This window comes from bacterium, assembly GCA_030583725.1.
Taxonomy (GTDB): domain Bacteria; phylum Patescibacteriota; class Microgenomatia; order UBA8517; family UBA8517; genus JAUYMM01.
In genome coordinates, this window is sequence record CP129472.1 from 243,370 (window position 1) to 255,293 (window position 11,924).

Below are 11,924 nucleotides of genomic sequence, written 5' to 3' on the forward strand. Positions count from 1 at the left end.
AATATTATTCTGAGGTAATACCATCAAATTCTTCCTCCGAAGTTAGAGCATCTTTTTTAAGTTTATGTACTGTTTTATCTTTGTGATGTGGTGGTCCATAAATTGTATAAAATTTTAAATACTCAGTTTCTGAAATATTTACTATATTATGCTTTGCTCCTGCTGGAACAATCACAGCGTCTCCGTCTGAAACCTCAGTCGTCCTTTGATCTATGAACACTTTACCGTGACCTTGTTCAAATCTGAAAAATTGATCATTATCTGGGTGTGTCTCAAGACCTATCTCTTCTTTTGGTTTTAATGCCATTAGAACAAGTTGGAAGTTTTTAGAAGTATATCTAACCTGTCTGAAATTCTCATTTTCTAAGGTCTGTTTCTCAATATTTGCTTTATAACCCTTCATATCTAACTTTAATTATACACTTTTTTAAAATGAAATCTTTTTACCTACTCTGACAGAATTGATGTTTCTTTCTAAGACGTTTTGTAAAACTAAGTCAGCGTCTATTATTTTTTTATTCTCTGGCCAATAACCCATTTTTGTTAACAGGTCATATATGAACTGTATCCTTAACTTTTTTAATCTTGTTTCAGTTTTTAGTTGTTCCAGCTTGAACGACAACAAATCGTAAACTGAAGAAGGCCTGCCATCTTCCTGTGTGATTTTATTTACTACTTCACAAAAATAATATGCTAAGGATATTTTATTTAAATTGACACGTACCTCTTTAAAGTCATCAATTGTTTCTGCTTCAACAACGATATCCATTCCCTTTCCGTGTACAGCTGAAAACTTAAGTTTTGAAAATATTTCTATATGCCCTCTTTTTCTGGATTTAATTTTCCTTACTCCTTTTGCCAGCAACGAGACTTTGCCGTAATGTTTGGAAAGTACTACTAATATCCTGTCTCCCTCACTGTAGTTTTTTCGAGACAGTATTACACCTTCGGAAGTATATGTTTTTAGTTTCACAACCCTATCTTAAGTTCTTTGTCCGTTTTTAACAAGAACTCTTCTTCGTATTTACCACTTCTAATAACATAAAGTGGTGCATCTGTTCCCGGCTGTTTTTGAATTAATAAATTGTAGTCTCCCGTAACCTTAAAAGGCAGTGTATATTTAAAAACTACTTTTGATACACCTTCTGGTCTTAAACTAAAGTGTCCTGAAAATACAGTTTTTCCTAATTCGTCTACTGTTTCATACTCTTTCAACAAACCCTCAACTGAAATAAGTTTTGATCCTTGAGGAACATAAATCCTAACCCAATTAGGAAGAACAGAATTTAACCAACCATCATGCTTTTCTGGATTTTTATATGTTAAGACAACTGTTTTTTCAACCATTCCATCTTTATTTATTTCGATATCCTGTTCAACCTCGTGGCGGACATAAAGGTTTGACTTCCTACCGCCTAAATTTGAGTCGCTAATATGAAGATAGTCGCCATTTGGGTAGTCTTCAATTCTACCTGCTATACCAAAACCTTCAACTGCGTTTTGGGCATCCTTGTCAAACATATAAAACAAAACGTGCTTTTCAATAACAGAATTAAAAACAGCATTTAATAAATCTGGAATTTTATCTTTAGGTTGGGCCATTGCATTGGCTAAAATTGAATTCATCAGAGGACCTATAATCTTCTTTCTGTTATCAGAGTTTGGTGGCCTCAAGATTATTTTTCCAGTTAGCGGATCCCAAATAATTGGCCCTTCAATATCTGCAAAACTTTCTAGTTCGTAAACAACTTGAGGGCAATTACACCTTGGGTCGTTTTTTGAGGAGTAGTTGCCGAACCCAGGAACTCCAATTTCACCTAAGGCATCTAATATATTAACAAGTAAAAAAGTGTCAACTGCAATTATACCGTCAATGCCATCCATTCCAACTTTTGAAGCCTCTTCAGAAAAAAAATCCATAGATAACTTAAAGTCAGGATTGTAATTCATATCTCTAAGTCTCACATTTTTTGACAAAATATATGGACCTTTAATCAGGTCAACAATCGCATCAGGGGCAGGATAAGCGGGTTTATATTTTGCGTCCAAGTTATATATATCATCTGAAGTTACAGGTTCAAATTTGGCGTTACTGACCTTCATCACAGAATAGGCGGTCAAAAAACCGCCTGTAGGTCTTAGTTCTTTGTCATTTTGAAATAAAACTAAATAATTTCTCTCGTTAGGTGTACCGTCTTCATTATCTACCCCTAAAAGATAGGGTGCACTTTCCAAAAGTGGTTTACTTTCTGAAACATATTTTGATATAGATTTAAAAATATCTAAAAATGTTTTTATCTGATTCCGTAACTTTATGCCTCTGATCTCTTCAGGATATCTGTTTGGATCTATTTTTGACAACTCAACCTCTGCTTCTATTAGTTTTAAGGAAATTTCATCAGCTTTTGGGACAATTTCAGGTATTGAATTAACTACAAAATCAATTCTTTCTTGTGCAGATTTTTCTGAGGAGTCAACCCCATCTTTTTTATAACCAAGCTCCAAAAGAAGTGGGTCAAGTGTGACAAAAGCTATCTCACCTGCCTCAAACCCTTTTACAGAAGCATTTAAAACAGCACCCAAATCAGAAACATAACTACCAGCGAATGGCAAGTACTTCATCCAAGAAACTAAGACATATGATTGTCTTAACTCAAAAATTGAATTTTTAGCCGTACTAAAGTCAGACTTTACTTTGTCTAAATCACTAAATTCAGCAGAGGCAATTATTGGAGATAATTCTTTATATGTTTTTTGTGCTTTACTAAAAAATAGAATCGAAGGAATTGTAAAAATTAAAATTATGAATAATACTATAGATAAAATTATTGCAGTTTTTTTCCTGATTCTAATTTTTTTACCTGGATGTTCTTGGGGAACAACAACTTCTACTTTCTTGTCTGGTTCAATTTTAGGTATTAGGATGGCAGATTCTTGTTCCATGGCTTATGAAAAAAATTATACAGCACCTCTACCACTAATCATAGCATAAGGAGTTTTTAGGATTATTAATATATCAAATAAAAGTGACTTTTTCCTTGCATAGTAGGCATCCATCTCAACTCGTTTATCAAAATTGACATTACTTCTACCAGAGACTTGCCAATATCCAGTAATCCCAGGTTTAACTTTCAACATTTCTTTAATATGTTTTTCGCACTCAGGGAATCTTTTCTTTTGTTCATCGAGTTCGTCAACAAAACAAGGCCTTGGGCCAACCAGACTCATATCTCCTTTTAAAACATTGATAAATTGGGGTGTTTCGTCAATTGAATACTTTCTAATAAACTTACCAACTTTAGTAACTCTTGGATCTTTGTTTAATTTAAAATTAGACCTTTTATACTCTTCATAGAGTTTTTTAAATTTGGGATTATTTTTAATTACATCATAACCTTGAGATACCATAGACCTGAATTTCAAGTGATAAAATATTTTTCCATTTTTACCCACCCTTTGAGCAGTTTTGTTGTCTTTTTCAACCAATACTGTTCCAGGAGATGTAATTTTAACTGCTATTGCAGTAACAATCATTATTGGTAAAAAGAAAATTAACAGTACTACTGAGGCGGCGATATCTATTACTCGTTTTATTGTTTCAAATAACATAATTTATGTTTAAAGAAGCTCTTTTCTCCCGTCGTTTTTAAGTTTTTCAACTATCTTCTTGACAGATTGGGCGTGACTTTTTGAACAAACCAAAAGCGCTTCTTTTGTGTCTACAATGATTAGATTATCTACATCTATTGCAGCAATCAATCTACCGTCAGAATGGATTAAAGCGTCAGTAGTGTCAATATTTATAATCTCTCCCCCTTCTTCATTACTTGAAATTAATACATTACCGGATGTATCTTTGGGTAAATTTTTCCAAACCTCGTTCCAATCGCCGATATCGGTCCAGTTGTAATCTGCAATTAACATACATATATCTTTAGTTTTTTCTGAAATTGCGTAATCCACGGAAATCTTATCAAACTTTTTGTACTCACTTTCGATCACTCTGTGTTCGTTGTTTCCGCCAATATTCTCCTTAATTTTCTCCATACCCAGATAAAGCTTTCTTGCGTATGTTTTAACCTCCTCTAAAAATTTATCTGCTCGCCATACATAATGGTTTGCATTCCAAAAATATTCCCCCGACTCTGTATATTTTTTAGCAAGCTCAATAGGTGGTTTTTCAATAAATCTACTCAATTTATATACATACCTACCTTCAGACACTGCAATCTTATTACCTTTCTTTAAGTGACCCATCCCAGTATGAGGATACGAAGGCCGAATTCCTATTGAAATTAAACAATTATTCTCAAATGCATATTTTGTTGCAGCATGCATTGTTTTCTCATAATTGTGTTGCGGGCTAACAAAATGATCAGAGGCAGCATTGATAATGACGGCGTTTGAATCTTTATTCAAAATGTAGACAGCCCCAAGAGCGTGTGCAGCAGCGCTATCTTTTCTTTCCGGTTCAACTAAGATGTTTTCTTTAGGAACTTTGGGCAATAACTTTCTTATTTTGTCACCATAGGGCTTTGATGTAGTAACAACAAATATCTTCTCCCACGGAAGAAATTTATTTAATCTCTCACCAGTAATTTCAACCAAGGTCTTACCATTAAATATTTCTAAGAATTGTTTTGGAGATTTCTCAAGTGACTTCGGCCAAAGTCTAGTGCCACCTCCGCCCGCTAAAATAAGAGCGTACAAGTGATCTTTGTAGTTTTCTTTGGAACTCTTTCTTTGAAAAAGATTTAGCATTTCTTTTAATTTCACTATTATTAAAACTCATTGTACCAAATTTTTCAATTGCTTGCTGTAAACTTGCCACATCCTGACTATTAAAATATAGGCCAGTCACCCCATCCACTACAGTATCAAGTGCTCCACCTGATTTATATGCAATTACAGGAACTCCAAAGCTTTGTGCTTCAATTGCTGTAATACCAAAATCCTCTTCTTGTGGCATTAAGAAGGCTTTTGCATTTTGATATACATCAATAAGTTTGTCGTCTTCTACAAAACCTAAAAACTCAACATTATCACCAGCCATTGCTTTCAATTTTTGTTCTTCAGGACCAACTCCAACAATCAACAAGCGAGGCTTTAGTTTGTTAAATGTTTTAATTAATAAGTCAACCTTCTTATATTTAACCAACCTACCAATATAGAGATAATAATCTTTGTCACTAATTTGAATCGAATCGTGGAAGGGCAACTCAACTGGAGGAAATATTATTTCACTGTCTCTATTATAGTATCTTTTAATTCTCTTTTTTACCTCAGTTGATATGGCAATTATTTTGTCTGGTCTTTTACTGGCAATTTTATCCCACCATCTTAAGTAATTAATAACTGGTTTTGAAAAAAATCTTAAAAATTGATTTTTAAAATATTCGTCATATCCACTCCAAAGATAACGTGTTGGGGTTAACATATAACAAATGTGGTGTGTGTTTGTTCCTGTAATTATTCCTTTTGCGGCTTCTGAGGTGACTGAAATAACCAAGTCATAACTATTAAAATCAAACTGCTCAAAGGCTAGGGGCATTAACCAACCAAATAGTTCATTTTTTTTCTTTGCAAAGGGGATATTTTGTAAAAATGATGTGTAAACTTTGGGAAATACTGTTGCCCAAGTAGCTTTTTTTTGGTCATATACAGCTGTAAAAAGTGGAGCTTTGGGAAACATTTTATGAAGCACTAAAAGAACTCTTTCAGCCCCACCAAACTTATTTACCCTATCATAGACAATTGCAACTTTAAGATCACTTAGCTGCTTCTTCATATATCTTTAAGGTTTCTTTTGCCATTTTGGCCCAAGAATATTTTTTTAAAAAACTTTTTGCATATTCTATTTTTTCTAGTCGTTCTTTGTTGCCCATATTAACTATGGCCTCAAGTGAACTTGCGATTGATTCTATGTTATTCGGGTCAAAATAAACCACAGAGTCACCGTACACCTCTTTTAAAACCGGTATATCTGAAACAACCGCCACCGTACCTGCTTCAATTGCTTCCTTTGGTGGTAAGCCAAACCCCTCAGATATGGTTGGAAAAACAAAAGCTAACGAGTTTTTATACAGGTCTACTATTTTTTCATCAGGTACGTAACCCAAGAGATCTACATACTTCTCAGCGTTATTCTGAATAATTAACTTTTTAAGCCTTTCAGTAAAAACACCCCTACTTGACGATATCTTAAGTTTAATTTCATACTTACTATTAATAAGCACCACCGCCTGTATAAGTCTTACTAAATTCTTATGTGGATAAGCATTGCCAGTGTATATAAAATAATCACCCTTCATAAGTTACCTCCACTTTATTCGATTGAATTTTATAATAATTAACGACCTCATTTTTGACCGCCTGGCTAGGTACAATTATTTTAGTTGAACCATATATTGCCTTCGCAAAAGCAATATAATAGCCCAAGCGCCAAATTTGATAAATTGGAAACTTCCTTGTTGTTGCTTCTCCGCCTGCAAATTTATGCATTATAAGGTCGTGAATAGTAACAACATACTTACCAAAGTAAAAAAGTGGAACGTTAAAATGAGGGAAATGAACAAGGTCGGGTTTTAATTTAGTAAGGAGAAGTGGCAATTTAAATTGTTCGGCAAATGAATAGTGTTTAAAATCAGCTAAGATCTTGGTCCAGTTATTGGGAAATTTTAATGATTCATAATCATCTTTTCTAAGTAATATGTAATAAACATTTGAAGAATCAATCTTAGACAGATTATCAACTAACTTCTGAGTATACCGACCAATACCAGTGTCTTTAGGGCCATATAGCCTTGCATCAATAAGTATATTCATAAATATTTAGGTGTTATTTTTTTTATTAGTGTTCAGTATCTCTTGATAAACCTTCTCTAGATTTGCGACAATTGACTGCCAGTCGAAATTGTTAGCAACAAATTTCTTACCCTCTCTGGCTAAATTGGAAGAGAGACTAGTATCTCCCAAAACTTTTAACGTCATTTCTGCCAACTCGCTAACTTGAGAAGAAACTAGAGCATGTTTACCTTTTTTAATATTTAATCCAGCAACACCTACTGGAGTTGAAACTACAGGCAAATCTGATGCCATTGATTCTAATACCTTTAGTCTTGTTCCACCCGGGCTCATTATTGGGGTGACTAATACCGATGCTGTTTTAAATACGTCACGATTATCCTCGGGTGACTCTGTCACAATAATATTCATATCATTCTTTGCAATCTCTAATATATCTTTTGGTACAGATCTACCAGTAATCCATAATTTTACATTCTTAGCTTTTTCCTTAATCAACGGCCAAACATCTTTGATTAATATATTTACAGCCTCAACATTTTGCATCCACTTGTAGTCACCATGATATAGAATTCTAGCTGGTACAAACCGCTTGACCTTTTTCTCTTCAAAGTAACTAACATCAACACCATTTGGGATGATGCCAACTTTAATCCCTGGTAGTTCCTTCTCCATTATTTCCCTGTCCTCTTCCGAAACAGCAAAAACCCTATTAGCTTTTCGCCAATAGTATTTTTCCCACCATTTAAGCTTTATAACATCAAACAGATAAATAAACTTAAAATAAAATGGGACTTCATTGTCTACGTAGTGCTGATAAACAGAAAACTCAATTGTAGGCTCAACTAAAACAGTTGGCACGGAAGTTTTTGGGATATGTGGCATAACATAAAAGGTTTCTGCATGAATCATATCGTAATCATTTTCTTTCAGTTCCTTAGTAATTGCTTTTCTTTCCTCGAGTGAAAAATTTCTCATAACAACTAGTGGGTTAAAAGTAACCAGTGTTAAGAATAAATTACGAATGGTCCATGGCGATTTTGGCCTATCAAAAACCATTATTTTTTCACAATATTTTTCTATTTGAGGTAAGTATGAGAGCTCTTTTTCTTTATCTCCGCGAATCAACGAGACAACAGTTATTTTATGGTTCTTAGATAAGAATTTAATCAAATGATACCACCGCGTTTGACCACCAGACATTTGATCAATGGGTAGGAATGGTAGAAGCATCAAAATCTTCATCTTTATTTAATTTCCATATGTAAATTTAAAATTATAAACTTATCTGTTTTTATAACTGTTTCAAATCTTTTAGAGAAATTTATAGTATCAGGGCTACCTAAGTTAATAGAAACATAATAATCAGCACCTCTTTTTATTATATTGTCTATAGAGCTATCTACAGCAGGCCAGCCTTTTCTTTTTGTTTGATAAAGAAAAGCCGTGTCACCATTATATGGAATTACAATTTTAGCAGTCTTGGGTATTGTTTCATCTACCACTTTACCAATTTCCATAAGTTCAGGATGATTTACTTGATAAAAAGGTTTTATTCTATCCCAACTCACTAAAAACATCGTAACAAGGGAAACAATTAATAGAACCCTTGCCCTTTTCCAAAGATAGACTGTACCTAAGGCAAGGGAAAGTGAAATTGCAGGAATTATCATTATTTGGTAATAATCATGTCTAACATTGGCGGTTGCTACTACTATTAAATAAACAAGCATGGCCAAATTTAAATTAAGACTAAAGTTACTTTTACCACGAAGTGGCAAGCTTGACTTTAACGAAGTCAAGCTGTGCTTATATTTCTTTATTAACCCAAAAGCATATGGAATAAGTCCCCAAGTCCCTAAAATTAAGATACCTATTCTTTCACCAAATAACCACCTAAACCAAGCAGGGTGAAATCTGATTTTGTCACCATTAAATGCCCACTTATAAAATGGTATTCCTTCAGGGTGTAAACTGGTCCAAAAGCGCCATACTAAAAATGGTGCAAAAGCAATTAGTCCAAATACCAAATGCTGTTTAATTTTTTCTTTCTTCAAAAATTCTGGTACCAAAGGCAATAAATAAACCCCAAGATATGGCTTTTGTAAAAACGCCAAAGCAAATAAAATTGCAGATACTATATTGTTTAGACCAAAATAATAAAGCCCAGATACTGCAAATAATACACCTAGTGGGTCAGGTAAAATTACTCTTGAAAAATATACATTAAATGGCAAAAACAAAAAGAAAAATGCGCTCAACAAACCTATCTTTGAAGAATAATGTTTTTTAGCAAGTAAAAACAAAAAGAATGCAGTAACTAAACTTATTAATGAGGTTAAAAGTCTTCCCCAAATCTCAAGAGAGAATAAAGGAAATGCTTTAGTTAGTGAGGCATGAAGTGCATTATAAATTGGGAATTCAACCATTCTTATACCCGTTGGGTTATCAATCCCGCTTTGGATGCTACTAACATCATCATATTTTGGATACAAAAGGTCTATGCCATCATTAACGTAGTTTCTAGATACTGCAGAGGTGTCGGCTTGTCTCCAACTATGCCAATCAGCGACTGGGTTATCAATTTTGTAAAGTCTAACGAAAAAACCAAGGATTATTAAAAACGAAAGTATTATGTACTCATTTTTCACGAGTGTTTTCACTTGGTTTAGTATAGTGTTCATTGTTTTTTAATTCCCCCAATAACAAGGCCTGCAAAAGTCCAATAAATAATTGCAAATTTAGACGCCTCAAAGATGTCAATAAACACAGCAGTCATCATTATTCCAATAGTTGAACCGACAAATCCTGCAATAAAAATAGACTTAAAGTTATCGCTAAACACGTAAGTTTTGATTTTCTTATACATATAAATAAAAATTAGAATAAAGGACATCAAACCAAAAAGACCAGCTTCGCCTAGTGCCCTTAAATAATCATTGTCGGTTGCAAGTGTGATGGAGGAGTATCCAGTACCTAAAAGTGGATTTTTGTAGAATGCTCGTATTGCTCTTGGCCACTCAACATTTAAGCGAATTGATGTTGACCTGTCCTCATTTACATTACCATCTTCCCCAGCGTAGACAACCACAACACTACTAACCTTTTGTATTATTACGTCATATATTCTTTTGTATCTAACTTGCAAATCTGGTGCAGTACCAAAAACAACTAAGGATAAAGCTACAACCATAACTATTTCTTTATACTTTTTTAATAAAAAGAGTGAGATAGTTGAGGCTAAAATGAAGGCAACTATGGAAATCCTAGAAACTGCCACAGACAACAGCCAATAACCAAAAAATATAGATATACCTAGAATAATCTTTGACATCTTGTCTTTTAATACAAAGAAGGCAGAAATGAAAATAGGTAAAGTTAAAACAAGGTATGAGGCTAGGTCATAATGCCCCGCAAAGGTAGAGTTTATGTGTGCACCAGGAACCCAACGGAGAGCTATACCCTTTGAATATTCTTCATTTTGAGTAAGAATAACTGGTAGATTAACATACCTTTGTCCCAATCCGTACAAGAATATAAACAAATTAACTAGAAGTAGGATTTTTATTAGATAGTTAAAAAAACCTTGGTCCTTGAACTTAGAAATATAAATAAATCCTATAAAAAACAAAGACATATATTCAATTCTTCTTAGCCAGTGAAGCAGGCCAATTTTTAAGTCCACTGTTTGGGTCAAATAAACACCTGATAATAAAGATACAAATCCAATCACCAAAAACAAAAGAATTGAGCGAGATACATTGTTCTTAATTACTCTTTTAATATTGGAAATTATGGGAATTGAAAAAATTAAAAATACGGCAAGAAGTAAAAAATCTTCCAAACGTACAGCTACATAAGTACCAGGGATCCTAAATGCTGGGAATTTGGGAAATAAGGGTACAACTATTAAAACTGCTGTAATAAGAATAACTTGCCACTTTGTAGCTAAATAGTTAGTTAATGCTAAAAAATTAATTTTTGTTTTTGACATTGATATATTCTGCAAATAATAAATAACCAAAAACTGTGGCTAGGGCAACTACAATTATTCTAACCCATTCTGAACTTGGCATATATCGAATAATTATTTTTTGTCTATATCTCACATCGTCACTTATTTGTGCATATTGTTCTTCTTTTGGCTCAAAACCATTAATATATATACTTTCCCTCAACGGATGAACAATCTCTTCTAAGAATGTACTTTTTGTTTGGTCACGGATTAAAGCAGGTGCATCTTCTGGAGGATAATTCAGTCGTGGTGTATAAATATTAAACCCTTGGTTAAATTCTTTTTCATAATGAGCAATTACTTCAGCCCTTGTGAGGTTTGTGTAATATCCACGCCTTAATGGTGTTTCAACGTCTGCTGGTTCAAATGATTGAACAAAATCGGAAGGAGGGTTAGGAAAGTCAGGACTCTTGGGATAAACATAAACAGTTAATAACAAAAAAAATGCTACAAAAAACACTTTAAGTAGCAGTTTCGTTATATGAAATAATTTCATTATTGGAACAGTCTTGCCCTCCCAAGTATATAGTTTGGATTTTTGTTTTTTCTCTCACCTATTGGTTTTGCTGGAACACCACCAACTATTGTAAACTCAGGAACATCTTTGGTGACAACTGCACCACCCGCAACAACTGCTCCTTTACCAATTTTAACGCCAGGCATAATTATTACTCTTGGACCGATGAAGCAATAGTCTCCAATTTCAACAGGAGCAACTATTGCTGAAAAATCATCTTTGGAGAGATCGTGCTCAGAGTTATATATCATCACACTTGAAGCAATGTCAGTGTGATTTCCTATTTTTAACTTGTCCCTTCCATCCAAGAATGCGTGATCTCCAATAATTGTGTCCTTACCAATTTCAATATTCTTTAGGTTAAAAAAGTTTGCCCACATATGTATAGTTGACCCGCTGCCAATTTTCATACCAAAGAATCTATATTTAGTGTTTCTAATCATATGAGATGGAATATGCCCTACCCACCTTAGAAGCATAAGTACGAAGTCATAGTAGTAGTTTGCAAATCTATGAAGTATTTTATTCAAAGCCTCACTCGTTGATAGTCTATTTCCGTGTTTATCTTTAAAAAATGTCATATTTATT

Annotated in this window: 13 protein-coding genes; all 13 read right to left on the bottom strand. The window is 33.7% G+C overall.

What is annotated here, in order from left to right; genetic code table 11:
- Positions 1-4: 4 nt before the first annotated feature.
- From QY322_01405 to QY322_01465, 13 genes are read right to left on the bottom strand one after another with little or no spacing between them, the layout of a single operon-like run.
- Complete coding sequence (locus QY322_01405) at positions 5-403, bottom strand: cupin domain-containing protein (protein WKZ25946.1); 399 nt, start codon at positions 401-403, stop codon at positions 5-7.
- 24 nt (positions 404-427) lie between these two features.
- On the bottom strand, positions 428-973 hold the full coding sequence (gene recO / locus QY322_01410; GenBank protein ID WKZ25947.1) for a DNA repair protein RecO: 546 nt from the start codon (positions 971-973) through the stop codon (positions 428-430).
- On the bottom strand, positions 970-2,943 hold the full coding sequence (locus QY322_01415; GenBank protein WKZ25948.1) for a DUF4012 domain-containing protein: 1,974 nt from the start codon (positions 2,941-2,943) through the stop codon (positions 970-972). The genes recO and QY322_01415 overlap by 4 nt, the downstream gene beginning before the upstream one ends.
- Positions 2,944-2,958: 15 nt before the next feature.
- Positions 2,959-3,609 (bottom strand): sugar transferase, encoded by a 651-nt coding sequence (locus QY322_01420; protein WKZ25949.1) that lies wholly within the window; start codon positions 3,607-3,609, stop codon positions 2,959-2,961.
- Positions 3,610-3,618: 9 nt separating this feature from the next.
- Complete coding sequence (locus QY322_01425; GenBank protein ID WKZ25950.1) at positions 3,619-4,761, bottom strand: sugar phosphate nucleotidyltransferase; 1,143 nt, start codon at positions 4,759-4,761, stop codon at positions 3,619-3,621.
- A complete protein-coding gene (locus tag QY322_01430; GenBank protein WKZ25951.1) occupies positions 4,673-5,788 on the bottom strand; it encodes a glycosyltransferase in 1,116 nt (371 codons plus the stop codon). Before QY322_01430 ends, QY322_01425 begins: the two co-directional genes overlap by 89 nt.
- A complete protein-coding gene (locus QY322_01435; GenBank protein WKZ25952.1) occupies positions 5,769-6,311 on the bottom strand; it encodes a glycosyltransferase family 1 protein in 543 nt (180 codons plus the stop codon). The genes QY322_01430 and QY322_01435 overlap by 20 nt, the downstream gene beginning before the upstream one ends.
- Entirely contained in the window at positions 6,301-6,825 is a 525-nt protein-coding gene (locus tag QY322_01440; GenBank protein ID WKZ25953.1) for a glycosyltransferase, read from the bottom strand. Before QY322_01440 ends, QY322_01435 begins: the two co-directional genes overlap by 11 nt.
- A 6-nt stretch (positions 6,826-6,831) precedes the next feature.
- Positions 6,832-8,037, bottom strand: a complete 1,206-nt coding sequence (locus QY322_01445; GenBank protein WKZ25954.1) for a glycosyltransferase family 4 protein — start codon at positions 8,035-8,037, stop codon at positions 6,832-6,834.
- A gap of 14 nt (positions 8,038-8,051) precedes the next feature.
- Positions 8,052-9,467 carry a glycosyltransferase family 39 protein gene (locus QY322_01450; protein ID WKZ25955.1) on the bottom strand — a complete coding sequence of 472 codons (1,416 nt, stop codon included), beginning with the start codon at positions 9,465-9,467 and terminating at the stop codon, positions 8,052-8,054.
- A 17-nt stretch (positions 9,468-9,484) separates the two neighbouring features.
- On the bottom strand, positions 9,485-10,798 hold the full coding sequence (locus tag QY322_01455) for an O-antigen ligase family protein (protein WKZ25956.1): 1,314 nt from the start codon (positions 10,796-10,798) through the stop codon (positions 9,485-9,487).
- Entirely contained in the window at positions 10,779-11,315 is a 537-nt protein-coding gene (locus QY322_01460; protein WKZ25957.1) for a hypothetical protein, read from the bottom strand. The genes QY322_01455 and QY322_01460 overlap by 20 nt, the downstream gene beginning before the upstream one ends.
- Positions 11,315-11,917, bottom strand: coding sequence for an acyltransferase (locus tag QY322_01465; protein WKZ25958.1), 603 nt, complete (start codon positions 11,915-11,917; stop codon positions 11,315-11,317). Before QY322_01465 ends, QY322_01460 begins: the two co-directional genes overlap by 1 nt.
- Between the last annotated feature and the right edge of the window lie 7 nt (positions 11,918-11,924).

What these genes read in the sequence shown, in the direction of transcription:
- QY322_01425 (WKZ25950.1), bottom strand. Translation starts at nt 4,761, where the DNA reads ATGCTAAATCTTTTTCAAAGAAAGAGTTCCAAAGAAAACTACAAAGAT.
- QY322_01435 (WKZ25952.1), bottom strand. Translation starts at nt 6,311, where the DNA reads ATGAAGGGTGATTATTTTATATACACTGGCAATGCTTATCCACATAAG.
- QY322_01465 (WKZ25958.1), bottom strand. Translation starts at nt 11,917, where the DNA reads ATGACATTTTTTAAAGATAAACACGGAAATAGACTATCAACGAGTGAG.
- QY322_01445 (WKZ25954.1), bottom strand. Translation starts at nt 8,037, where the DNA reads ATGCTTCTACCATTCCTACCCATTGATCAAATGTCTGGTGGTCAAACG.
- QY322_01420 (WKZ25949.1), bottom strand. Translation starts at nt 3,609, where the DNA reads ATGTTATTTGAAACAATAAAACGAGTAATAGATATCGCCGCCTCAGTA.
- QY322_01415 (WKZ25948.1), bottom strand. Translation starts at nt 2,943, where the DNA reads ATGGAACAAGAATCTGCCATCCTAATACCTAAAATTGAACCAGACAAG.
- QY322_01405 (WKZ25946.1), bottom strand. Translation starts at nt 403, where the DNA reads ATGAAGGGTTATAAAGCAAATATTGAGAAACAGACCTTAGAAAATGAG.
- QY322_01460 (WKZ25957.1), bottom strand. Translation starts at nt 11,315, where the DNA reads ATGAAATTATTTCATATAACGAAACTGCTACTTAAAGTGTTTTTTGTA.
- QY322_01455 (WKZ25956.1), bottom strand. Translation starts at nt 10,798, where the DNA reads ATGTCAAAAACAAAAATTAATTTTTTAGCATTAACTAACTATTTAGCT.
- QY322_01430 (WKZ25951.1), bottom strand. Translation starts at nt 5,788, where the DNA reads ATGAAGAAGCAGCTAAGTGATCTTAAAGTTGCAATTGTCTATGATAGG.
- QY322_01440 (WKZ25953.1), bottom strand. Translation starts at nt 6,825, where the DNA reads ATGAATATACTTATTGATGCAAGGCTATATGGCCCTAAAGACACTGGT.